We start from the raw sequence: 23,501 nt of genomic DNA on the forward strand, positions 1-23,501 counted from the left end.
ACACGACCTTCCCCTCATGCGATGTTGGTTCGTGGCAACTCCTAGTAGTTGCCTCGTGGCAATCTCTCAAAACAGTTTTTGACTCTTAGTCAACTACCCCACCCTACTGCGCTCGGGCAGATGAACTGCCACTCGCTTGTTGAGGGTGGGGCTTGTCGGTGGACACCCACTCAGTCTCGGCAAAATCGCCGTCTGGTGAGAGTGCCCCCGACATTAAGGCCAGTTGACTTGCGGCCTGCCCGGACGAACACGTGTGGCTCGCCGGGTTGGACACTTCATCGTTCAGATACCGGAACCCGATGTTCTTCGCCGCATTATAATCCGAATTAACCGTGTAGCCACACTCGACACACTCGAAGTGTTTCCCGTCACGATTGTCTTCCTCGACAGAGTCGCAATCCGTGTGGCTACACGCCTGACTCGTGTAATCTGGCTTCACCGTATCCACGGTCACACCGTATCGTTCCAGTTTGTACTCGGTGTATTTGCGGACTTTCTCGAAGAGCCACTGCTGGAATTTCGGCAGATTCGAGATACGCTTCCGAATCCGCGTTAAATTCTCGAATGCAACGTGTGTAGCCCGGACTCTGAGTGCTTCTTGTTTGATCGAGTTGGCGACGTGGTGGGCATACTGGTCGTAATACCGCCACTCAACCCCACGCCGCTGTTGAAACCGGAGATGGGCACTCCGAGTCCCCGTCTGTTGTAGCTCACCACGCAACTGTTCTTGGTCCTCGCGGTACGCGTTCAAAGCGTCGGCGTTCCCGTAGAATTGCCCGGTTGAAGTGACCGTAGTTGAACCGTCAACGTTGAGGTCCACGCCAAGAACACGAACAGTGTCCTCGTTATGCGTGTCTGAACCCGTTTCTGTTTCTGGTGCATACACTGAGTTGGATTCAAACTGCCGGTTCATCACGGCATGAAGCCAGAACCGCTCACCGTCGAAGACGAGTTTCGATGTGCCGAACGACCACCGCCTATCCAACACGTACTCAGCGTAAGGCGTTCTCTCTAGCTCTCTCGGGAGTTCGTACTGGCAGGCCACTCGTCCGTTGACCGTGGAGAACGACGCTTCATACCGCTTGTACGTGGCCGCACGCTTGTCGTAGGTCATCGTGTAGCCGGCCGAGTCACGGTCGTAGAAGTCGGGTTTCGAGATACGGTCGCCATTTTCCCAACTGGTTTTGCACGAGGAGATAGCTGAGGTTGCGTCTTTGATGGCTTTCTGAACGAGGTTGGCGTTCAGTTGTTCGTCGGTGTCATCTCGAAGGCGGTCGTACAGGGCGTTTTCGGCGGCTTGTTTGCTGGTTTCGAGGTCGTCTGGTTGTTTGGGGTTGTCGGGCCAGCAGTGGTCAACGGTTTCCTGCTGGCAGTAGGCATACGGCAGGATAGTATGGTGGAAATCAGATTTAGATTCCTCTGGAATATTAAGAGGAATTACGACCGTCCGGTTTACTTCCACCATATACGTTATGTCGGCTAGCTGGATTGTAAAGGCTGCGATTCGGGGTGTCAGGACTGACTACAAGTGGTGGTTTTTGGTGGTGTGTCGGCTTCCTCCCCGCCCTACTCGCTTGTGCTTCCGACCAGTCGGAAGCCCGGCGCTCCTTGAGGACGGGGCCTCCGCCTCGAAATGGGTGAGAGGGTTCGGCTGTCAGTCAGAATTGACCGAGTCCAGTCTGCTCGCCTGCCGCATCGTCGGAATTGTCGTCACTGGCAGTGTTGGGCGGTTCACTGTCAGTGTCGCTGCCGACGTCACCAAGCGTTGCTTGCCCGTTGTTGTCAGCTGCTGCGCTACTTGGTGATTCACTGGTCGCACCTTCTCCATCGTTAGTCTCCGAATCAGCAGTTCCCTTGTCGAATGAGTCCAGCGCGGTGCTACTGCCGCGTCCATGTTCTATCGCGGCCTCTGACTCGAGTTTTTCTGCATCCTCGACGATTGATTCGACCTTGTTGGTATCTTCGCCGCTCCCGGTGATGAATGAGATTTCTTTCTCGGTCAGGTCGTACGTTGCAGCCATGGACACTGTGAGATCGCGCGGTTTGCAGTGGTGGGTGAGCGCACCGAGGTACGGCATCAAGTCACGTCGTGCTGTCCCCATTGAGACGTGACTGGTGTCCGCGATGCGTTGTGCAATTGAATCGCGCGTTGAACGCGTGCTCTTGGTGCGACCGAGTTGCTGCCAGTAGGACGGTGGGCCGTATCGTGTCCAGCCGCTGTGACGCCCGCGCCGACTCGCAGCAACCCCGCTCGTCATTTGGTCGGTCACATATTTCCAGTAACCATAGTTTTGCGTTGCACGGACGCGCCCGAGCCATTGGTCAGCGCGAGCGAGATGGTCGTATGCGTGGTATAGTTCGTTGGCATCGTATTCTTTGACGATGTTGTCTTCAATCCACGCGAAGAGGTCGTCTGGCGTTTCATCCACGCTGTACGCGAGCGACCGCGCTTCTTCTGGGTCGGCTTCTTGGAATAGCGAATCCATGAACGGGAACAGGTCTTCAGACTTATCCCGACTCCCGGTCGGTACGTCGTCTTCAGTGAGTGTGCCTTGCAGCCCGCTTGCAGTGGCCTGCAAGTCGTTCACCGCACCACGAATGTCGTCTGTGTTATTTCCCGCAATCGCCTTCAGTGCATCCTGTGTGTATTCGACGTCTTCTGCTTCGCAAATCTCTCGAAGGAATCGTGCAACCTCGCTTTGGTTGATGTTCCCCGTGTCGAATTCGATGTCTTCGCACTTGTTTCGCAGCGCGTTACTCATCTCATAAAAGTCGTTAGCGATGAGTACCACGGGCTGTTCAGCGTCTTTCACAACGTCAGTCATCGCTTTTGACCCGCCACGGTCGCTATTCCCGTGGAGGCTGTCAGCTTCATCGAGGATGACGAGACGACGACCGGTCGTGCCTTGGGTAAGTGTGCCATTCGCGGCAGCGCCGCCAGCGATTTTGCTGACCACGTCTTTCGTCCGTGTCTCACTCGCGTTCATCTCGATGGTTTCCCACCCGTGTTCGTTCGCTAAGGCGTGTGCTGCGGTGGTTTTCCCAATGCCGGGCTTCCCGTAGAGAAGCGCGGCGCGCCCGTTGTCCGGCCATTTGTCGGCCCATTTACGGAGTTTCTTCACCGCTTTGTCGTTCCCCCGGATCTCACTGAGTTTTTCCGGGCGGTGTTCCTGCGTCCAATCCATCGTGCCACATAGTACGGTCTACCGCCCTAAACACATTCGGGATTCCCAGTACCACAAAAAGAGCGCTTGTATCCGGGACGGGAATCACGGAGTTGGCGTGCCCCGGAGCCCGGAGTCAGTGATGGTGAAAGCTTTGCTCATCCCGGTTTCCTTAGCGCGGTGTTTCTCGAGGTGGACCTGACGGGCACCGGTTGTGTCTTCGATGTAAAGAATCGTACTGGGCCAATGATTGAGTGTATTCCCACCGAGAGGAGACACGCCAGAGGCGTCTTCTTCGATGTCAGCATACACTTGATTCGTGAAGATGACTGCGGCATCACTTCGCCGTGCAATCCCAAGCAAATACACGATTTGATCGGCGAGCTCGCGGAGTGTTTCTGCTTCACTTTCATCACGAGTGCGTTTCAGCCGGTAAAATCCGGTTGCACTGTCGAGAACGACAAGACCGAGGTTATCACTGATGCCATCCACAGCCTTGACAGCCTTGCGTTGTTCTTCAAAATTCATCGCGTCTTTCCGGTAGATGTTTTCGGCAATACTGTCACCGTCGACGGGATGTGCGTCCATGAGTGTAGTGAGGCGCGCATCGGACACTCCTTCCGTGTCGATATACACGACATCTTCACCATGTGCTGCGGTTTCCACAGTTGTGTTTAACGCTATGTTCGTCTTCCCAGTCCCGGGCGACCCGTAAAGCTCTGTGACAGCACCACGATCCACGCCTCCATTCAGGAGAGTATTAAGACTGTCACACCCAGTACTCAATGAGTCACTCATACGCGCCATATCGTAGACACGCGCTCCTGAAAACCACTCGGATTTCAGCACCGGACACGACAACACAGCCACCGGATACCTGGAATCCCCGACCCTCTTTACGCACCGGCCCATACACTGTGGTAGAAATGGTGGACGCCGACTTAGAACCGCCGCTGTGGATTGACACCCACACGCCGTCCTTGGAAGACATCCCACAGGACGACGTGCAGGCGTATCTCCAGGAAGCAACAGACTCACCCCTGAATCTCTTCATTCACGGGCCGAAAGGAGCTGGGAAGACGGCTGCCGTTGACGCGCTCTTGGACGAAGTGCATGACTCGGAAAACGACGTGCTTCGGGTGAATGCTGCTGACTTCTTCAACATGAGTAAAAAGGAGTTAGCGAATGACCCGCGATTCACGCACTTCATCGACTCCAAGCGCCGACGCAACACGTCAAAAGCAGGTCTGATGATCCACGTTGTGAAAGAACTCTCCGCGAACCAACCCGTTGGCGGGACCTTCAAGACGGTTGTTCTGGATAATGCGACGTCGATGCGACGTGACTTTCAGCAGGCACTCCGTCGTGTCATGGAACGCCACCATGAAACGACGCAATTCATCATCATTGCCCGGAGTGCATCCGGCACGATCCCGGCTATCAAAAGCCGGTGTTTCACGTTGCCGATGCGTGCTCCGACGAAAAACGAAGTCACGGACGTGCTTGAAACCATCACGACAGCGGAAGACGTGACGACGGAAGATAGCGTACTCCCGTTCATTGCCAGCTACGCGAACCATGACCTCCGAGAAGCGATTCTCACACTCCAGCTAGCAGCACAAACCGCCGACCCAGTCACCCCGCAAGTTGTTGCTGATGAGGTGGATGAAATCGGACTCGAAGAAGACGCTAAAGATGCGCTTGGTGACGCCAAGGCCGGGAATATCAAGGACGCGCGTAAAACGGTGGACGACCTACTCATCGATGAGGAACTCACCGGACGAGAAGTCCTCAAACTCCTCTTGACCGGCGTGCGTACCGGTCATGAGTACGGTCCGGAAGCCACTACGGACTTGGTTGAGGTTGCCGGTGAAATCGATGCGCAACTAGACGCCGGAACCAGTGATCGCACCCACATCGTGAATTTCCTCACTGAGGTGCATCATGCTACTGCGTAATCACACACCCACCGAGAATCCCAACGGGTCAAGTGTGTCGCGCCCTAAGGATAGTTTGCGAGAAACACAACCTTCGAACCAGCAGTTTCATGCGTGATTCACAATGAGTGAACCTACCTCTCCTGACACCGATGCGACTGACGACAGCACCGCGACGCGAGACACAATTTGGGTGGAGAAATACCGCCCAGAAACCCTGGACGACGTGGTCGGGCAACCCGACATCATCGACCGGATTCAGCGAAACGTGGCTGATGGCGATCTGCCGAACCTCCTATTCGCCGGTGAAGCCGGAATAGGCAAAACTACCTCAGCATGTGCTATCGCCAAAGAGCTGTATGGCGCCGAGTGGGACGAACACTTCCTTGAGTTGAACGCGAGTGACGAACGCGGGATTGACGTGGTCCGTGACCGCATCAAAGACTTCGCACGGTCGTCGTTTGGAAACGTCGATTACCGCATCATCTTCCTTGATGAAGCAGATAGCCTCACGAGCTCGGCACAGGCAGCGCTCCGCCGAACAATGGAGCAATTCTCCAACAACGTGCGGTTCATCCTGAGTTGTAACTACTCGTCGGACATCATCGACCCAATCCAGTCGCGGTGCTCTGTGTGCCGATTCACGCCCATCAATGACGACGTAGTGGCCCGACGCCTCAACGAGATCGCTGAGAATGAGGATGTGGCACTCACCGAAAGCGGTGCCGACGCGCTCGTGTACGCAGCAGACGGCGACATGCGCCGCGCCATCAACGCGCTTCAAGCCGCGGCAACGCTTTCCGACCCCGTCGACGAGGACGCGGTGTATCGTATCACCTCGACAGCACGCCCGGAAGAAATCGAAGAGATGGTCGAAACAGCGCTCGCAGGCAATTTCGATGCTGCGCGCACGCAACTCGATGTGTTCCTCCGTGAGAAAGGCCTGAGTGGTGGTGACATCCTCGGTCAGATTCACCGTCTCGTCTGGGATTTCAATGTCGGTGATGCCACTGCCATCGAGATCATGGATCGCGTCGGAGAGACAGACTACCGAATCAGTGAAGGAGCAGACGACCGCATCCAACTTGAAGCATTCCTAGCATCCCTCGCTAAATACACTAATTAACCGCGCCAACCTGCTGGTATCGCCGGGCAATTCGACTGTCCGCAGCTCCTGAATGTGCTCGCGCTCGAACGGTGGGTTAGCGAAACGAAGTTCTCTTCGATTGGGTACGACTACGTCTTCTCTTTTGTTTCTAACACCCACGAGTTCCGGAGCAATCGAAGTGTCGAGTCAGCCTGTTCTTTATCTTTTTCAGCTTCAGTTACCCGGTCCGCAATTCGGTTGGTAAATGTCGTAAGATTTGATGGTGTGATATCCATGAAGGTTGTAATCGTCTCATCGTCGTACCCTTGTTGACGTAGGAGGAATACTTCAGCTTCTCTAGGTGAGAGGTTTGTGTCCTTGGCGACTGTTCTGAGAGCCTCCTTCCGCGTTCTAAATAGGTATGCAAGATATTCATAAAGGAATGTTTGATCGAATGCAGCCGACGTCAAAGGGCCGTGATAGAGCAATCGACCATCTCTTAGGAACGGATGAAGTGTGAACTCAGCCTCATACGGTTCATTCCCAGAGACATACACTTCTAATTCGTACTGATCTGTAGCAAAGTGGAACACTGACTGATCATTTTCTTTGTACTGATGGAAATGGCGTACAGACACCTCGGAAAAGACTTCTTCTAGCCGGTCTTCTTGATCAACACTGGCAGGTATTTCATCAACCAACTCAGCCAGTCCCGAAAGATAGCTCTTTCCTGTTGTGTGCATTCCGGACCAGTCGTATTCTTTGTTCATACCCCCATCACAGAACTTGTGATGATAAAGGTCTAGGTTCCCATCCCTCCGGCTTGGTTAACCGGCCGCAGGCGCGACCACACACCACCCTTCCTTTTCTCCCCTGCGACCCGTTCTGGTACTCTATCTTCTAACAGCGAGAGAATCCCGCCGTTCACGCCGGGCGAGGTGTGACGTGGGCAAACTCTCATATTCACATGGTGAGTATGTTTAGGAAACATGGGATTGGTTACTGTCCTATACCTGATTGTATTAGTGGCGGTTATCGGGTTTCTCGTCATTGTTGGACTGACAATTTCAGACTCGGACTCTGATGATACTGGCGTGCAAACGGACACTTCGAGTGGGGATACCGATGGCGGGAGTAGCGCGATTACGGTGACTGAATTTGAATCGGATGAAACCGCAGCCGGTGTCCTTGATGACAACACACTCGCACCGGACCAAGACGAAGACATCCACCCGTTTGAAGAAGATTTCGAGGAGAGTGCACCGTACATGGAAGATGATCCCACGGACTCGGACGTTGAGTTTTAGTTGGAGGTGGTGTCAAATCGTGGGCCGAGAAGAGCTGTCGCAGCGCCAAGCAGTACGCTGTTCACTGTGAATGCGCCGATTACTGGAAGCATGATGGTAGACGTGGTGAAGGCGCTCGGATTGATAGCTCCGGTGTTAATATGGAGGATGTGCCACGGTGTGACCCCGTAGAGATGCACGTCATTGAGGAACGACATGGTTACGACGGCAGCGATGCACAGACACCCCATCACAACCCCGAGACCCGTTCCATAGAGCCCGTATTCGAGAGGGGTTGAAGGGAACTGTTTGGTGACGAGACGGCTACCTGGCATACAGTGAGTTGTAAGAGGGAGTGTCGTATGAAACTCAGCATAAGATAGCGCGGAGCCCCCTTCCTCAACGAGCCGCGCAGTCCGCGCAAGCGGACAAGCAGCGAAGTAGGGTGGGGTAGTTTACCCCGGGCGAACTGTTTTGTGGGTGTCTCGAATAGGACAGATTGTGTTGACGCACGATTTCGTTTCCCAGATGAAAGCCGCGCAGATGGTGTTACGAGAGAACAAGACGAAGGTCCAGGAAGAGCTTGTTCGCCGACCGAAAACCCGGCGTCTCATTCGTGCTGTGACGGTTCTCTCGTTCGTGTTTTTACCGAGTCTGTGGCTTGCTGTGGCGATTGCTGTTATTGCGTATCCTCTTCCACACGCGGTTGCTGCACTTGTGATTGGGGGTGCAGTTAGTGCGTTGTTCCCGTGGAGGCGTGTTCTGATGACCGTTGTGAGTGTGGGGATAGTTGTGAGTGTGGTGACGATGATGATACCACACACTTGGTGGTTGTTACCGCCAGTTGTTGGTGTTGTGGTGAGCGGTGTTGCCTGCGTAATAGTTGGTTTGCGGTTGGTGCGAGCAACAGTCGCTGTAGCCAATGAGATTGGGTTTGCCTGGAGTGATGGGGAAAATGCGGATGAATACATCCAACACTTTTGACCTGCATTGGAGCAAGACTTTATATGATTCGTGCCACTACATCGGCGTGTAATGGCACACGGCGAAGTAACTCATTTCGATGAAGAAGGCGGTTACGGCTTCATCGAGACTGAAGACGTGGACGAAGACGTATTCTTCCACATGACGGACATTGGCGGTCCTGACCTCGAAGAAGGCCGTGAAGTTGACTTCGAATACGAAGACGGAGACAAAGGACCTCGAGTAACAGAACTCGACCGTCTCTAGCGCGCTGCTTTGAACCGAGAGTTTCGTTGTTCACCAGGGCTTAGTTTTTCCCGAGTGGTTGCCGTACCACTGTGTGCATGAGTGAAAACTCTTCAGATGACGATCTGATCAAACGAGTTGACCTCACTGATGACTACTACGAAGTCATTCAGTCGCTCATCCGGAACAAATACCGCGCTGAAGACGCTGACGGGAATGTTGTGCTCCGTGGCAAGCAAAAAATCCTGAAACTCAAAGAAGAATTCCCGTTTGAAACACCCGACGGTGATGCTGCGTTCACCGTTAACGCTGAAGGTGTTCTGGACATCGCTGGCGACTACACGCTCGTCGACGCGGAAACTGAGGAAGAAGTCGTGGTTCTAGACAAGAACTACACGATGTTCGCTCACAAGTGGAAACTCCGCGATCCAGACACGGAAAGTCTCATCGGGAGGATCGAATCACAGAACACATTCGCTTGCGTTGTCCGGTCGTTCAGCACGCTTGTAGCGACCTTCCTCCCCAATAAATACGAGATCACGGATCACAATGGAGAGCACGTCGGTACAATTGAGGGGCAATTGTCTCTTCAGGATAAATACGAGATCACCATCGATGATGCTTCATCGGTCTCCAAAGAGACGATTGTCGCAGCGGCAATGGTGATTGATGCTCTCGAGAGAAATTGACTACTCAGAATTAATATAACCGGCCTCGTCGAGAATTTCCTGGTACCGGTTCCGGATCGTGACTTCGCTCACATCAATCACGTTACTCAGTTCAGACTGCGTGATTCCGAGGTTTTCGAGAAGTCCTGCTGCGTAGATAGCGGCAGCTGCGATTGCTGTGGGGGATTTCCCGCTGTGCAGATTCGCGTTGCGCGCAGTTTCGACAAGTTCACGCGCTGTCTGTTCGAGGTCGCGGCGGTCATCCTCACTGATCTTATTGTGGTCAGCTGCGAGCGTGGACACGTTCCGCGGAATGTATTTTTCCGGGTCTGCTGGTTCCATCTCCAGGCTGAGTTCCCGAATGATGTACCGGTACGCGCGTTCGAATTCTTTCTTTTCGACGCGACTCACATCGGCCATCTCATCGAGGCTGCGCGGGTTATTCGCTTTTCGCGCTGCGGCGTACAGAGACGCAGTAGCGACTCCTTCAATGGAGCGGCCGGGGAGCAGGTCTTCTTCGAGGGCACGCCGATAGATGACACTGCTGGTTTCTCGAACGTCTTGCGGGAGGCCGAGCGCCGAAGCCATCCGATCGATTTCACTGAGTGCCTGCTTGAGATTCCGGTCTCTGGAATCTTGGGTGCGGAATCGCTCGTTCCACGTTCGGAGTCGCTGCATTTTCTCGCGCTGGCTCGACGACAAGGAGTTCCCATAGGCGTCTTTGTTCTGCCAGCCGATGTTCGTTGAGAGGCCCTTGTCGTGCATCATGTTCGTCGTCGGCGCACCGACGCGAGTTTTCTCCTCTTTTTCTTGTTGGTTGAATGCACGCCATTCGGGGCCTCGATCTATGTTGTCTGATTCGACAACGAGTCCGCAGTCTACGCAGGCTCGTTCAGCTCGCCCGTCATTGGTTCGAAGGTCACCACCGCACTCAGGGCATGTTGTAGTGTCTTCGGTTGCTTCGGAGGGAGTTTCGTCGGTGTTCTCAGTGGTTTCAGCAGGTTCGAGCGGTGCAGTCGTGGTTTTGATTTCGGATTTAGTCATGGCGTCGAGAGAGGTTACTCACATGGGCAGTCCCGCGGCGATAGTAACGCCGGGTACGACGCCCCTGTCTGTTGTGCCCATAAATTCTTGTTGAAGGCTTAAATAAGGCGGGTGTTTTCCTGGTTATGAAATCGGATTTCCACTTGCTTCAGGCGCTTGGAACGGGTGAAACTCCCAATCCTTATTCCGAGGGGATGGGTAAAATCACACGCTTAACCAGAGATGACAGTCCCACGAATCAGCGGTAGCTCACGTCATTACTAAACCATGCCTCCTGACACTGACTTTTCCCGCAATGAATCATCGGAGTCTTCCATAACTGGGCTATTTACTCCGTCTACTGGCCGCGACCCATTACAGACACTCCTAACACTCGCGTGCATTAGCGCGCTCGTTCTCACACTCATCGCTGCACCAACTGTCTCATCTGACGGAGGTGTTGGCACAGGGAATGGATCTGGTGGGTCTAGCGGAGCTGGTCCTGCTGAATCTGCATCTTCTTCGCAGGCACGGAGTAGTGCTTTGAGTGATGGTGGACTCGGGAGTAGTGCATTGACCAATCCACTCAATGAGGGGCAGACTGGGGGAGTGTTGAACTCTCTCGGACAGCTTGTGAACGGTTCCTCTCCGGGTGAGTCATCCTCGGAAGCAGGCGGAATCAATGAATTTGGTGCGCTTAATCACGGCCAACAAACGTCGGTTGGAAGCCGCACGCCACTCAGCACAGGTAATTCTTCATCTGCGGCTGGGCCACGTCAAGCAGCAATCCCCCATTTCCGCGTTGAATCTGATGACCCGGCGTATTGGCGAACCAACGCGTACGACGTCTACACAGGAGAGACTTGGAAACGAACGTCTACGCAGAGAGATGTGGCGCGGACAATATCTACCCCGCGTCATCCAGCTGGAGAAGTAACCACAGCGCGGTTCACGTTGCAAAAGAGTGCAGCGTCTCCACCGACTGTGTGGCGACCGACTGGGACTACGTTGACAGGCGCTGAAATCTCAGCAGCGCATAATCTCCGCACAGAGAGGGTTTCCGCTGGGACGGTATATCGTGTTAGTTCGTACCGGCCGCCTCGGAACGCATCGGTGTTGCGACGTGCAGGTGATGATTACCCAGACTCGGTGCGTGAACACTACACGAGACTCCCCGAGAGTGTCTCTGAGGACCGAATCCGTGAGTTGACGGGTACGCTCACGAGATCGGGTGGTTCACAGTACGCGAAAGTGAAAGCCTCTGAACACTGGCTTGAGACGCACAAGCAGTACTCGTTGAATGTGACGCGTCCGGACGGGGATGTCGCTACAGAATTCCTGTTCAACATGGACAAAGGGTATTGCGAATATTTTGCTTCCTCAATGGCGGTGATGTTGCGTTCGCAGGACATCCCTGCACGATACGTCATTGGGTATTCGCCTGGCCACCAAGTAGACCAGAACACCTATCAGGTGCATTCCATGAATGCGCACGCTTGGGTTGAGGTGTACTTCCCGGATGTCGGATGGGTCCGGTTTGACCCCACACCAGCGCGTGAACGCATTCAAACGGAAACGAAAGTCTACCAAGGCAGTCACGGTGAACCTGCGAATCGAAGTGCTGGGGACTACAACCCGACGCCCCCATCACAACTCACGAATGACACACCGACAGTGAGCCCACCGGGTGACGACGCGCAGAATACGACAGATTCGCAGCCTTCTAACCGGTCTACTGACGACCCCCAGACTGACTATTCTGTGACCGTCCACCCACAGGACCCGGCACCAGGAACGACCGCAGTTGTCCATGTTGAGCAAGATGGCATTCCGGCAAGTGGTGTTACAGTTGCCGTGAATGGTGATGTCGTCGGGGAAACGAATACCACGGGCGATATCGGCGTCACAGTCCCGTACACAGACACACTCCGAGTGACTGTCAGAGAACCAGCGACAACCGACACACAGCAAGCAGTTATGCACTCTGCACCGGGTGACATGACTCCTGAGCGCGCTTACTCTCTCGAGCGCCCACCCTCTACAGTGTGGACAGCGACCGGGCCTCAGAATACCTCCACGAATACATCAAACCCTGACGCGACGGTGAACGTCACCGAGAACATGACGTTCAGTCGAACTGGGTTATTACTCTCAGGAAATGACGTGACCTATCATGTTGAAATCAAAGATACGCCAGTGAGAAACGCCGCAGTGTACCTAGGCGACGAGCAAGTCACGACAACCTCAAACACCGGGAATTTCACAGTCACACTCCCAGAGTCGGCACAAGACGGTGATACAATCCACCTCGAAGTCAAACGTGGGGCGATTAATGATTCAACAACAGAGACAGTTGAACCAGTGTCTGTCTCCGTCACGTCTACGTCTTGGATTCCAGTAGTGATCCCCGGGCGGAACGCGAATATCACAGTGACAGTCGGCGACCAACCAGTGCAAGGAGCCACTGTCAGTGTTGCCGGGGAGACAGTCGGAGAGACAAATCAAGCCGGCGTTGTGACGATTAGCGTCCCGCTGCAACCGAAGCTTAGCCTCACCGCTACGCACAACGCATTCTCCACGCAGACCACCGTGTGGAAACCACTCTGGGGAGTGCTCCTCCTCGTGTTTGGGATTGGCGGCGGTCTCGTTGGGGCGAGTTTCCTCGCGTATCGGTATAATCTCACTCCACGCCGCATCGCTGCTCTTGCGGCTAAAGCAATGCGCGGCATCGCACGTCGCGTCACAACCGCAATGGTGGCACTCGGTCGGTATTTGGCGCATCTTGGACGCCGCATCCGCGACCTAGGTATCTACCTCCGTGAGAACCTGTACACTCTCCAGACGGTGGGCAAAGACGTGAAACACTGGGTACTCACCGCACCATCCCGCTTCACGAGTTGGGTTGCTGAGGTGTGGCTCCGGTTGAAGCACTGGGCGTATGCGCGCCTCCCATGGCGCGATAAGGACACACTTGCTGATCTCCCCGCTGATGATGACTCTCCCAATGAGTCAGTCGGCGTACAGCAATTATCGATCCGAAAGGCGTGGCGTCAACTCATCTCCGCAACTGGCCTCCAACGGTGGCGCACTATGACGCCCGGTGAGATAGCTGCAACCGCCACTGAGAAAGGACTCCCAGAAGGCCCGGTGACGACACTCACAGAAGCGTTCCGAGAGGTCGAGTACGGGAATCGAGATCCGGACTCTCACTTGGATCGTGTCACCAAAGCAGCGCAACGTATCACACCAGGAAATAACGACTCAGCTGAAACCAGCAGTGACACTGACACGACAGTAGCCACTGATAGAGGTGCAGACTCATGAGTTTCAAACAGCGACTCTACATTGCACTTGGCACAGCGTGCTTGGTGGTTAGCGGTGTTGCAACGTTCTCACCGAGCATCTTCCCGGGGTCAGTCCGTAGGGTAGTCACACAACTCAGCTCAGGAGTAACCGTGAATAACGTCGCATTAGGATTGTTACTCTTCGGACTCGCGTATTCACTGCGGAAACTACACGCTCTCAACGACACTGGCGTGCTTGACGAATTCGATGCCGCGACACCTGAAACCCCTGCCACGGATGTCCGCACTGTGGGTGATGAGTTCGACACGCGATTAACGCGTGCGTTCACCACAGAGCAATATCGCGCTGAGGCAGAAGACGAAATTCGTGAGACACTCCGAGAAAAAGCGGTTGATGCTTACCACCACCACGAGAGTTGTGACCGGGATACGGCTACGCATGCTGTTACAACCGGTGAGTGGACGCCGCATCGAATCCCAGCAGCGTTTCTCGGAGACGAAACTGCGCCGCAATTCACGCTCTGGGAACGCATCAAAGCGTGGTTCCTCCCCGCAGAAATGTTCCAAACACGCGTCCAGAAGACCGTTGTCGCTATTCACACGCTCACCGAAGACACGGAGTCTGCATTCGCAAACCAGCATTCACCAAGCAAAACAGGGAGTGTCTTCACTCGGAGTAGCAATCACGATGACGCGGAGGTGACACCGACCGATGATTAAGCACATTCCGCGCTGGCGTAGTGCTGTCGGTGCGAGTCTTCTCTGCCTCGCGTTTGGCGCACTCACTGGCGCGTACATACTGTTCGCCGGAGCGATCGTCCCATTGGTGTACGTAGCCATCAGCAACGCGAGTGGTGTCTCTACGACCGTTAAACACCACGTTGAAATTGAGCGGAAATTCACTGGCGTTCCAGTTCCAGGAGAGGATGTCACAGTGAAAGTGTCCGTTACGAACACGAGTGATGCACCATTACCCGATTTGCGCGTGATCGACGGGGTGCCGGAAGCTCTTCGTGTCGTCGACGGCTCACCACGCAGCACAGTTGCACTCCCCGCAGATGAGACAGCCACATTCACGTACGATGTCTTAGCCGTCCGTGGTGACCACGAATTCACTGCGCCGATAGTCCAGGCCCGCAATGCAACCGCCACGACCGCGATTGCAACAACCATCGAGCCGGATGGCGCAACGCAGTTGTCATCTCGTGTTTCACTCGAGGACGTCCCGCTCCCACAACAGACGATGAACTACACTGGGAATCTTCCAACCGACCACGGTGGCGAAGGCGTGGAATTCCATGCTACACGCGAATATCGGCGTGGTGACCCAATGACGCGCATCCACTGGCAACATCTTGCCAAGACCGGGGAACTCACGACAGTGAACTACCGCGAGCACAAAGCTGCGAAAGTTGTGCTCGTTGTCGATGCGCGTTCCGTTTCACGCGTTGCTCCGAAGCCCGGGTACCCGTCTGCGGTCGAGTACAGCACGTATGCGGCAACACGCATCATGAATTCCATCCTCGACGACGGGCACATGGCCGGTATCGCTACGTTCGGAACCGACACGTCAGTAACAGCGGCTCACGCACCGTTAGAATGGATTGAACCCGGCGCCGGTGCAGAGTTGAAAGCCCGCACAAACACGCTGTTTGAGACAATCCTCAGTGAAACGACCCGCAACACTGACACGACACCTACCGACGCTACCACCACTACCACCACCGACACTCCCTCGAAGAATTCCACGGTAGAAACCGCTACACCAACTGCTGACGGTGGCATGTCTCTAACTGACCAACTCCGAAAACACCTCCCGTCGGACGCTCAAGTCATCCTGTTTTCACCTGTTCTAGATGACTACCTGACCGGTATTACGCGGACACTCCGAGCGCACGGGCACGACATTTCCGTAGTGAGTCCAGATGTGACAGCGCCAGCTGAAACACCTGGCGGTGCGTTGGCCAGCGTGGACCGTGCACAGAATATGGATGCTCTCCGAGACGCTGGCGCGTACGTTATCAATTGGAATCCGGACACACCACTTCCGCTCGCACTTGCAACTACCACCTCACCATCCACTCGTAACCATGGCAACTGACACCGACACCACCCCCGGTAATACGACCTATCCGACTGAAATCGCACGCCCAGAAGACATCTCAAATCTGCAACCCGCGCGCATTAGCACCGCCACAACGATTCTCGTCACCCTTGTGGTTGCAGCGCTTGTTGCATATCTCACCACCGCCTACACTGCTGTTGGCGTCATCACAGTGTCCAGCGCTGCGTTTGCATGGGCAGTCCATGCTATCAACCACGACCGACTTGCTTACCAACTTATTGGGAATCTCACTGTGCCTGCGCTCGGTATTCTGTTCATCCTCGGGTTACTGTTCGGCGCTGTGTCTGCACCAGCCACCGCGCCACTCTTGACAACCATCGCATTCCTTGCGCTCGGTGGCGCTATCTTCGGAAGTACCGCGACCATTTGGGGTGACATTGGCGATCGTCAGATCTATCGTGCGCTTGGCGTCCTGCCTGCAACGATTTTACCCGCTACCATTGTTGTCGGTGTTGTTGCGTGGGAGAAACTCAACCCGGATATGCAGACAACTGTTGGTGCAGTTATCGCTGACACAGTGAATCGCATACTCACTGACGCACTCACTCCAAGCGCAACTGCTGCGGATACTGTGTTTTCCTTTACAGTGGTGACATTCTTGATGGTGATTCTGGTGCGACGTGCCGTTGCCACACTCCCGGTTGTTGAATTCGCACCACGTGACCAGACTCATGCCGTGGACTCTGCGGTGACACGGATGCGTCGCGCGTTACTCCTTGTGGCAGGAATACTTCTCTTCCTTGGCGTCGTCACTGGCGGAATTTCGACGTCAGAGCACACACTGACCGCGTACTTCCCAGATGTTCTCACGGGATTCCTTCACGTGCTGGCGAAATCTACTACGATTCGCGCTCTTGAAGTTGGTGTGATCGGAGCGTGTCTCGCGCTGATGGTTGGGTTCTGGCTGGCGCAAAAACTCACTTCGATGTCTGTAGAGACGGTTGTGCGGCACGCCATCCCGCTACTCGCAGGGACACTCAGCACACTTGGAATCGTCATAGTGGCCGCTACTCCTATCTATGACCTTCTCATCACGAAATCACCACATACTGTTTCGAAACTCCTCAATCACTTCACCGGCCTAATCGGCGTCCCGGTGTTTGTTCTGTTCTCAGTGTTGTTTGTCGTCACCATCTTTATCGGTGTTGCTGCTGTGCCAGTTGTGCTTGCCGGGACAGGATTTCTCCCGAAGCGCACTGCGGGACCGGCACTCGCCGGTGGCGGCATCGTTACTATTGGGGTGGTTCATGGGATGCTTGGCGGAGATGCACTAGTGGTCTTTACGTTTCTAATGTTCGGTGCTGTTGCATGGGATGTTGGTGAATATGCACTCACACTCGGTGAAACAATCGGTCGGCACGCTTCAACGACACACACAGAAGCTGTGCATCTTGTGATCAGCCTCGGAAGCGGTGTTACCGCAGTTGGCGCCGCGTGGATCACTCTGAGTGCAGCAAACACATTCACGGTGACCCTGACACCGCTCATTATTTTTGCACTTGCAGGCCTCGCAGCCGTCTTTTTCGCTGCTGTCCTCCAAGGATGATACTGGGCTGCAACCCTTGAATCGAATTCCACACTCTACCATACCGGGCCAGTTTACAGAAGGTATTTGAGTGCGCATACTAATGTTCAAAAGAGAACCGTATGAGCACCCCACGCCCAGCAACACGCACTCAAAACACTGAAATTAACGTGTTGCACGTTGATGATGACCCGGGTCTTGCTGAGGTAATCGCAACTCAACTTGAGCGTGCTGATGACACGCTCAACGTTGAGATGGTCACTAGTGCTTCTGACGGTCTCGATTACCTCGCCGCCAACCAGGTGCACTGCATCATCTCAGACTACGACATGTCCCGGCAAAACGGGATTGAATTTCTTGAAGAGATCCGCGAGGACTATCCTGACCTCCCATTCATCTTATACACGGCGAAAGGAAATGAAGACATCGCCAGCGAAGCTATCTCAGCGGGCGTCACTGATTATTTCCAAAAAGAAAGCGTCATTGACCAGTATGACGTGTTGGCAAATCGGGTGCGGAATCTTGTCCAACGGTATCGATCAGAACAGAGAACCCGCCGACAACAGAAAGCCATCGAAAGCGCACAAGAAGGCATCAGCATTCTCAATACCGAGGGCGAGTATCTCTACGTCAACCAAGCATATGCAGATCTCTATGGGTATGACCCAGAAGCGATGGTTGGCGAACACTGGGAACTAGCTTACCCTGATGGCGAAACCCCATTCGAATGTGAAAACATCCATCAGTCGGTCTTAGAAGACGGCTTATGGTCCGGTGAAACAACAGGTGTCAAGGCAGACGGCGAAACGTTCCCCATTGAGCAGGTTGTCTCACGAACAAAAGACGAAGAGATCGTCTGTACGGTCCGTGACTTGACCGATCAACGCGAACGTGAGAAAGAACTCCAGCTGAAAAATCACGCAGTAGAGGCAGCACCCGTGGGCATCACAATCACGGACCCTACCCAAGATGAGAATCCGATTATTTACGCCAACAAGGAATTCGAATCTGTAACAGGCTACGACCGTGAAGAAATCATCGGACAGAACCCTCGATTCCTCCAAGGAGACGATACGTCTGAGGAACCAGTTGCTACGATGCGAGAGGGAATTGATGCTGAAGAACCCGTTACAGTTGAGCTTCAGAACTACCGGAAAGATGGCACCAAATTCTGGAATCGAGTCTCGATTGCACCGATGCATGATGAAGATGGATCGGTGAAGAATTACGTTGGATTCCAAGAGGACATCACTGACTACAAACGATACACCGAGAATCTGCGCGCACTCCACGACCGAAGTCGAGAACTAGTGGCTGCGGATACTCTTGAAGAAGCCGCAGAACTCGGTGTTGAGGCAGCCAGTGAGGAATTAGGACTAGACATAACTTCCATTCATCTGTACGACCCAGATCAGTTCGGTCTCGCACCGGTAGCTACGACTGATGCTGTCCACGATTTCATCGACGAGCCACCAGTATTCACGAGCGGGGACAGCATTGCATGGCGGGCCTACGAGCAAGGCGAGGATCGTTTCATTGCTGATGTCCACAATCATCCGGACCGGTATGATCCAGATACACCACTGCGGAGTGAGTTGTATCTCCCACTCGGCGACCACGGCATCATGTTGGCCGCCTCACCAACCCCGGATGCGTTCGATGAACAGGATTTCATGCTTGCATGGGTTTTAGCCGCAAGCATCGAATCAGCAATGGATCAAATTGTGCAAACAGAGGAATTGCGGGAACGCGAAATGGAATTAAAGAAACAAAACGAGCGCCTGAAAGAATTCATCAGTGTCGTCAGTCACGATGTTCGCAATCCAGTGAACGTAGCTGAAGCCCGCATAGAACGCGCTCAGGAAGAATGCGGCAGTGATCATCTTGCCGACGTTGAGTCCGCATTAGACCGCATTGTCCGTATCACTGAAGACGTTCTTTGGTTGGCTCGTAACGGTCAAGACATCAGTTCATTGGACTCTGTCGCACTTCATAATACAGTGGATCACGCGTGGAATACAGTGGCTGATAAGGAACAGCGCACTACACTCCAGTATGCAGATGACTTCTCGTCCGTCGCAATTGAAGCAGATCCGGATCATCTCCAATTGCTTGTGAAAAACCTGTTCAGCAACGCGATTGAACACGGTGGAGAAGACGTCACAGTGACTGTCGGAATGACAGATGATGGGTTCTACGTTGAAGATAATGGGTCTGGCATCCCTGAAGATAGCCGCGATGACGTGTTTGTGTCTGGATTTTCAACCAGTGATGAAGGAACCGGATTCGGGTTGACCATCGTGAAACAAATCGTTGAAGCACACGACTGGGACATCCACGTTACAGAGAGTGACACAGGCGGTGCACGGTTCGAACTCAGCGACGTCAAAACAATTTCAACGTGAACTACTCCTGCTTGCTCGCCGCTTTTGGCGGCTCCATGAGGACGGGGACTTAGCCTGTAGAAGTTAAACTTCGGCGACTGCTGGCACCTCGATTGAATCAAGCGCGTCAGCAACCACATCGGCTTGCTCAACGTCGTGAACTTTAGCTTCTGCCGTTCGAATAATGCGGTGTTTCATGACGGGCTCAGCGACTGCTTTCACGTCATCTGGCGCGACGTAGTCACGCCCAGCGATAACCGCACGAGCACGCGCTGCCTCGTAGAATCGCTGCACGCCGCGCGGTGACACACCGACATCGACACGACTGTCATCACGCGTGTACCGCGCAAGATCCAGCATGTACTCTTCGAGTTCACGCTCTACCGAGACGTACTCTGGGACCATCTGGAGATTCGTGACCTCCTCCTGGTCTGTCACGGCTTCAACGCTCGGCATCTGCGTGAGTCGATCACCACGCCGTTCCATCAGTTCAATTTCACCTTCGTATTCAGGGTATCCAATACTCGTCTTCACAATGAACCGGTCACGTTGCGCCTCTGGGAGTTCAAACGTGCCTTCCTGTTCGACAGGGTTTTGCGTAGCAATGACGAAAAATGGTTCCGGGAGATCATATGTTTCGCCGTCGACGGTGACTTGAGCTTCCTCCATTGCTTCCAAGAGTGCCGCTTGCGTTTTCGGGGGTGCTCGGTTGATTTCGTCAGCAAGCACGATATTGGCGAACAATGGGCCTTCGCTGAATTCGAACTCTTGCGTATGCTCGTTGTAGATATTCGTTCCTGTGATATCACTCGGAAGCAGATCCGGTGTGAATTGGATGCGATTAAAACTCACTCCCAGCGCGTCCGCAATCGCATTCCCGGTAAGTGTCTTCCCCGTACCAGGTACGTCCTCCAAAAGAACGTGCCCACGAGCAAATACACCAGTGAGTAGCGTTTCAAGGAATTCCTGATCTGTGATGACGGCTTCGCTTACACGGTCAATAACCGCTTGTGCTCGGTTACTGGTTTCATCGATCGAGACTGGCGGCTCAGTACTAGTAGTTGACGACATCTCTCAGTGAGTATTACACATCCCGTATTTGTATGGGTTCGGCTTTCACGCCACATTTCCCTGAATCGCACTTTCCCGCCGTTCCGATGCGACCCTTGTCTGTTTCTTTTGGTGGTGTTTCTGTGGATGAATCGACTGATCTTGGTGGTGGTCTGTGGCGTACCACAGACGAAAAGGGAATGACTAGTTATTGGCGAGTCCGGTGATGATCTTCACGATATCTGCTGCACCAGGCCGGTGAAGCGGTTCATTATCGCCGCAGTCGTCGTCCATAGTGCAAGCTGGACATCCGTTGAGACTGTTACAGGCACACTCATTGAGCCGTTCGTGTGTGCGTTCTGCAACGGTTTCGAATTCGTTATAGAGTGACCGGGAGAATCCGAGTCCGCCTGGAATGCCATCGTAGATGAAGAATCCAGCGCCATTAAGTTCCGGATGTCCACTGACACTGAGTCCGCCGAGATCTTTCTTTGAGAGTCGGAATTCAAGAGGTGCCATTCCAATCATTCCGTGTTCGATAGCGTGGAGTGCACCGAGGAGTCGCTTATCAGAATCGAACGTGTCTTCGCCTTTGTAACGGTCTTCAAGAAGTTTTCCGAGTTTCGTGTCTGGCACATCGACCCACATCAGCTGGGTGTGCATTTCAATCGGGTCTAGCCCGGTGCGTCGTTCAGGCCCATTACTTTCACCAGTTTTCACATCGACCTGTTGATATGCATAGTAGTGCACGTTCACTTTTCCTTTCCCCCAGTGTAGCTTTATTCCTCGTCCAAGGTCACGAGATTGGAGTGTTTCAAGGTCAGTAATTTCCGTGTCGCTGAGTGTCCGCGTGTAATAGTCCACGTCCACTGGCTTTAGTTTCACGTACGGTTTTGGCACGTCTTCTCGGAGTTCAGTGACTTCGTATCGGGAGCCTTTGTGTAGGTAGATTGCGCCGGGATGGAAATCTCGATATGCGCGTTCTTTATCGATTGGTTCGACATCAAGGGAGTCATCTGTACTTCGGACTTTGAATTGCTCATCACTTGTTGCGTACATCGAAATGTCACGTTGTGGGCGACGTTTACCCTCATATTGGACGCCGTGTGAGAGTTTCCCGACAAGAGCTCCAGCTTTTCGGTACATCTCTACTGCTTGTTCAAGACGGTGTCCGCCAAACCATTTTTTATCACTCTTCGTTAATGCGAGCTCATTTGCGGCGCACAGAACGTGCTTCGAATACACGGGGTTGTTCTCTAAGTCAACAACTGCGCTTTCAACGTCATCACCGAACAGATAGTCTGGATTGTCTAAGATGTATTGATCGATGTTGTTTTGCCCAGGCACCAACACACCGAGTGCGTCCGATTGACCGCGCCCGGCACGGCCAAGTTGTTGCCAGAATGATTGTTTCGTTCCGGGATATCTGGTGATAACAGTTGCGTCAACACTCCCGATGTCAATTCCAAGTTCCAATGCGTTCGTTGAGACGACTGCGTCGAGATTGCCTTCTTTCAGTTTGTGCTCTGCGCTGCGTCGAGTCTTCTTTCCGTGCCCGCCATTGTAAGATGTCACGTCAATTCCCCCGGGCGCTACGTGTGATTGTGCAGCAGCCCGAACACGCTCCGCGTTAAGTTCTGTTTGCTTCCGAGATTTCGTGAACATTAGCGTCTGCACGTCTTGTTGGGCAAGATGTGCGACAACCTCACTGGCTTCTTGGTCAGCTGGCTTTTTCCCGTAGTCATCTTCATCAGCATATCCTGGCGGATCCCAGAACACGACTTCGTGTTGTCCGCGTGGACTCCCGTCGTTGTCAATGACTTTTACGTCTTTTCCAGTGAGTGCTTTCGAATGTTGTGCTGGATTCCCGATTGTTGCACTCGTCATGACGAACTGCGGATCACTGTTGTAGTACTCGAAGATACGTCGTGCACGACGAATTGTCCATGCGACGTGCATTCCTTGTACGCCCGTATACGAGTGACTTTCATCCACTGCGAAGAGCTCAACATTGTTGAAGATGTCCGTCCAGCGCGTATGGTCGTGCAAGTAGACGTTCAACCCAGAGAAATTCGTGATGATGAGATCTGCGTTGGCACGGATACGTTTTCGACGGTTGTCTTTGGTGTCACCGTCATATACCTGCACGTTGATATCCAGCCCGAGATCAGCGTAGAGATTATTCAATGACTGTTCTTGGTCACGACTCAGTGCTTTCGTCGGGTAAATCAGCAGGCCAGTTGCGTCACCGTTGGATTGGATGTGATTTCGGGCAGCTTGAAGTGCGTACACGAGCGTTTTCCCTGACGACGTTGAAGTCGCAACACACACGTTTTCTCCCTGTTCGAGTGCGCGAAGTGCATCTGCCTGATGAGTGTATAAATCATGTGGGAGAGATTCTGCAAGTTCCTCTCGAAGCACATCATTAGCAGGGACTGTGTCAGCGTCTTTTGCTGGTTGTGTCTGCGTGTGCTGAATTTGGAATTTGTAATCTGGGTACGTTGCTTTCAGGTCTTCAGCAGATAGTGGGAGTCCAGAGTCAGGATTTGCTTGGAGGATTGATCCGGCTGCGTCAGGGGAAGTTTGATTCTTACTCATAAGTATTCAAGGAGATTTGTGGTTGTGGTGCTTGGTTCGATTGTGATTCTGGGTTTGCCGCCCCAGGCTACCGTGCGCGGCAGCGGGACCACTTACTGCAATGCCCGCTGCCGCGCCCAAACACATCTGTCATACCGTGT

The 23,501-nt window shown here is 53.6% G+C and carries 18 protein-coding genes; 11 read left to right on the plus strand and 7 right to left on the minus strand.

The window, feature by feature from the left end; genetic code table 11:
• Positions 1 to 103 precede the first annotated feature (103 nt).
• The 3 genes from QYL91_RS16175 to radB form a co-directional block, all read right to left on the minus strand.
• Positions 104 to 1,465, minus strand: coding sequence for an RNA-guided endonuclease InsQ/TnpB family protein (locus tag QYL91_RS16175; RefSeq protein WP_302083810.1), 1,362 nt, complete (start codon positions 1,463 to 1,465; stop codon positions 104 to 106).
• A 193-nt stretch (positions 1,466 to 1,658) separates the two neighbouring features.
• Complete coding sequence (locus tag QYL91_RS16180) at positions 1,659 to 3,185, minus strand: replication factor C large subunit (RefSeq protein WP_302083812.1); 1,527 nt, start codon at positions 3,183 to 3,185, stop codon at positions 1,659 to 1,661.
• A gap of 84 nt (positions 3,186 to 3,269) precedes the next feature.
• Positions 3,270 to 3,962: a DNA repair and recombination protein RadB gene (radB, locus tag QYL91_RS16185; protein WP_302083815.1), complete on the minus strand. Its 693-nt coding sequence runs from the start codon at positions 3,960 to 3,962 to the stop codon at positions 3,270 to 3,272.
• Between the two features lie 128 nt (positions 3,963 to 4,090).
• Here radB and QYL91_RS16190 point away from each other — a divergent pair, with 128 nt between their 5' ends.
• Together QYL91_RS16190 and QYL91_RS16195 are read left to right on the plus strand one after the other, a co-directional pair.
• Positions 4,091 to 5,122 (plus strand): AAA family ATPase, encoded by a 1,032-nt coding sequence (locus tag QYL91_RS16190; RefSeq protein ID WP_302083817.1) that lies wholly within the window; start codon positions 4,091 to 4,093, stop codon positions 5,120 to 5,122.
• Between the two features lie 103 nt (positions 5,123 to 5,225).
• Positions 5,226 to 6,227: a replication factor C small subunit gene (locus QYL91_RS16195; RefSeq protein WP_302083819.1), complete on the plus strand. Its 1,002-nt coding sequence runs from the start codon at positions 5,226 to 5,228 to the stop codon at positions 6,225 to 6,227.
• Positions 6,228 to 6,337: 110 nt separating this feature from the next.
• Here the strand turns inward: QYL91_RS16195 and QYL91_RS16200 are convergent, their stop codons facing one another.
• Positions 6,338 to 6,958, minus strand: coding sequence for a hypothetical protein (locus QYL91_RS16200; RefSeq protein WP_302083821.1), 621 nt, complete (start codon positions 6,956 to 6,958; stop codon positions 6,338 to 6,340).
• 324 nt (positions 6,959 to 7,282) lie between these two features.
• Here QYL91_RS16200 and QYL91_RS16205 point away from each other — a divergent pair, with 324 nt between their 5' ends.
• The 4 genes from QYL91_RS16205 to QYL91_RS16220 all read left to right on the plus strand — a co-directional run bounded on the left by QYL91_RS16205 (position 7,283) and on the right by QYL91_RS16220 (position 9,372).
• Positions 7,283 to 7,495 (plus strand): hypothetical protein, encoded by a 213-nt coding sequence (locus QYL91_RS16205; protein WP_302083824.1) that lies wholly within the window; start codon positions 7,283 to 7,285, stop codon positions 7,493 to 7,495.
• A 480-nt stretch (positions 7,496 to 7,975) separates the two neighbouring features.
• On the plus strand, positions 7,976 to 8,458 hold the full coding sequence (locus QYL91_RS16210; protein WP_302083826.1) for a hypothetical protein: 483 nt from the start codon (positions 7,976 to 7,978) through the stop codon (positions 8,456 to 8,458).
• 51 nt (positions 8,459 to 8,509) lie between these two features.
• A complete protein-coding gene (locus QYL91_RS16215; protein ID WP_302083828.1) occupies positions 8,510 to 8,704 on the plus strand; it encodes a cold-shock protein in 195 nt (64 codons plus the stop codon).
• Between the two features lie 77 nt (positions 8,705 to 8,781).
• Positions 8,782 to 9,372: an LURP-one-related family protein gene (locus tag QYL91_RS16220; RefSeq protein WP_302083830.1), complete on the plus strand. Its 591-nt coding sequence runs from the start codon at positions 8,782 to 8,784 to the stop codon at positions 9,370 to 9,372.
• On the opposite strand, the gene QYL91_RS16225 is transcribed toward QYL91_RS16220, so the two are convergent.
• The gene (locus QYL91_RS16225) at positions 9,373 to 10,395 is read right to left on the minus strand and encodes a transcription initiation factor IIB (RefSeq protein WP_302083832.1); all 1,023 of its coding nucleotides are present in this window, start codon (positions 10,393 to 10,395) and stop codon (positions 9,373 to 9,375) included.
• Between the two features lie 267 nt (positions 10,396 to 10,662).
• Here QYL91_RS16225 and QYL91_RS16230 point away from each other — a divergent pair, with 267 nt between their 5' ends.
• The 5 genes from QYL91_RS16230 (at position 10,663) to QYL91_RS16250 (ending at position 19,734) form a co-directional block, all read left to right on the plus strand.
• Complete coding sequence (locus tag QYL91_RS16230; RefSeq protein ID WP_302083834.1) at positions 10,663 to 13,698, plus strand: transglutaminaseTgpA domain-containing protein; 3,036 nt, start codon at positions 10,663 to 10,665, stop codon at positions 13,696 to 13,698.
• The gene (locus tag QYL91_RS16235) at positions 13,695 to 14,399 is read left to right on the plus strand and encodes a DUF7269 family protein (RefSeq protein WP_465269228.1); all 705 of its coding nucleotides are present in this window, start codon (positions 13,695 to 13,697) and stop codon (positions 14,397 to 14,399) included. Before QYL91_RS16230 ends, QYL91_RS16235 begins: the two co-directional genes overlap by 4 nt.
• Positions 14,392 to 15,780: a DUF58 domain-containing protein gene (locus QYL91_RS16240; RefSeq protein ID WP_302083838.1), complete on the plus strand. Its 1,389-nt coding sequence runs from the start codon at positions 14,392 to 14,394 to the stop codon at positions 15,778 to 15,780. Before QYL91_RS16235 ends, QYL91_RS16240 begins: the two co-directional genes overlap by 8 nt.
• On the plus strand, positions 15,770 to 17,350 hold the full coding sequence (locus QYL91_RS16245) for a DUF7519 family protein (protein WP_302083840.1): 1,581 nt from the start codon (positions 15,770 to 15,772) through the stop codon (positions 17,348 to 17,350). Before QYL91_RS16240 ends, QYL91_RS16245 begins: the two co-directional genes overlap by 11 nt.
• A gap of 101 nt (positions 17,351 to 17,451) precedes the next feature.
• Positions 17,452 to 19,734 carry a PAS domain-containing protein gene (locus tag QYL91_RS16250; RefSeq protein ID WP_302083842.1) on the plus strand — a complete coding sequence of 761 codons (2,283 nt, stop codon included), beginning with the start codon at positions 17,452 to 17,454 and terminating at the stop codon, positions 19,732 to 19,734.
• A 63-nt stretch (positions 19,735 to 19,797) separates the two neighbouring features.
• Here QYL91_RS16250 and QYL91_RS16255 read toward each other — a convergent pair whose 3' ends face one another.
• On the minus strand, positions 19,798 to 20,784 hold the full coding sequence (locus QYL91_RS16255) for an AAA family ATPase (protein WP_302083844.1): 987 nt from the start codon (positions 20,782 to 20,784) through the stop codon (positions 19,798 to 19,800).
• 183 nt (positions 20,785 to 20,967) lie between these two features.
• On the minus strand, positions 20,968 to 23,361 hold the full coding sequence (locus tag QYL91_RS16260; protein ID WP_302083846.1) for a DEAD/DEAH box helicase: 2,394 nt from the start codon (positions 23,359 to 23,361) through the stop codon (positions 20,968 to 20,970).
• Positions 23,362 to 23,501: the final 140 nt, after the last annotated feature.

Source organism: Salinibaculum rarum (genome assembly GCF_030505615.1).
Lineage (GTDB): Archaea > Halobacteriota > Halobacteria > Halobacteriales > Haloarculaceae > Salinibaculum > Salinibaculum rarum.

What these genes read in the sequence shown, in the direction of transcription:
- QYL91_RS16175 (WP_302083810.1), bottom strand. Translation starts at nt 1,465, where the DNA reads ATGGTGGAAGTAAACCGGACGGTCGTAATTCCTCTTAATATTCCAGAG.
- QYL91_RS16180 (WP_302083812.1), bottom strand. Translation starts at nt 3,185, where the DNA reads ATGGATTGGACGCAGGAACACCGCCCGGAAAAACTCAGTGAGATCCGG.
- radB (WP_302083815.1), bottom strand. Translation starts at nt 3,962, where the DNA reads ATGAGTGACTCATTGAGTACTGGGTGTGACAGTCTTAATACTCTCCTG.
- QYL91_RS16190 (WP_302083817.1), top strand. Translation starts at nt 4,091, where the DNA reads ATGGTGGACGCCGACTTAGAACCGCCGCTGTGGATTGACACCCACACG.
- QYL91_RS16195 (WP_302083819.1), top strand. Translation starts at nt 5,226, where the DNA reads ATGAGTGAACCTACCTCTCCTGACACCGATGCGACTGACGACAGCACC.
- QYL91_RS16200 (WP_302083821.1), bottom strand. Translation starts at nt 6,958, where the DNA reads ATGAACAAAGAATACGACTGGTCCGGAATGCACACAACAGGAAAGAGC.
- QYL91_RS16215 (WP_302083828.1), top strand. Translation starts at nt 8,510, where the DNA reads ATGGCACACGGCGAAGTAACTCATTTCGATGAAGAAGGCGGTTACGGC.
- QYL91_RS16220 (WP_302083830.1), top strand. Translation starts at nt 8,782, where the DNA reads ATGAGTGAAAACTCTTCAGATGACGATCTGATCAAACGAGTTGACCTC.
- QYL91_RS16225 (WP_302083832.1), bottom strand. Translation starts at nt 10,395, where the DNA reads ATGACTAAATCCGAAATCAAAACCACGACTGCACCGCTCGAACCTGCT.
- QYL91_RS16230 (WP_302083834.1), top strand. Translation starts at nt 10,663, where the DNA reads ATGCCTCCTGACACTGACTTTTCCCGCAATGAATCATCGGAGTCTTCC.
- QYL91_RS16235 (WP_465269228.1), top strand. Translation starts at nt 13,695, where the DNA reads ATGAGTTTCAAACAGCGACTCTACATTGCACTTGGCACAGCGTGCTTG.
- QYL91_RS16240 (WP_302083838.1), top strand. Translation starts at nt 14,392, where the DNA reads ATGATTAAGCACATTCCGCGCTGGCGTAGTGCTGTCGGTGCGAGTCTT.
- QYL91_RS16245 (WP_302083840.1), top strand. Translation starts at nt 15,770, where the DNA reads ATGGCAACTGACACCGACACCACCCCCGGTAATACGACCTATCCGACT.
- QYL91_RS16250 (WP_302083842.1), top strand. Translation starts at nt 17,452, where the DNA reads ATGAGCACCCCACGCCCAGCAACACGCACTCAAAACACTGAAATTAAC.
- QYL91_RS16255 (WP_302083844.1), bottom strand. Translation starts at nt 20,784, where the DNA reads ATGTCGTCAACTACTAGTACTGAGCCGCCAGTCTCGATCGATGAAACC.
- QYL91_RS16260 (WP_302083846.1), bottom strand. Translation starts at nt 23,361, where the DNA reads ATGAGTAAGAATCAAACTTCCCCTGACGCAGCCGGATCAATCCTCCAA.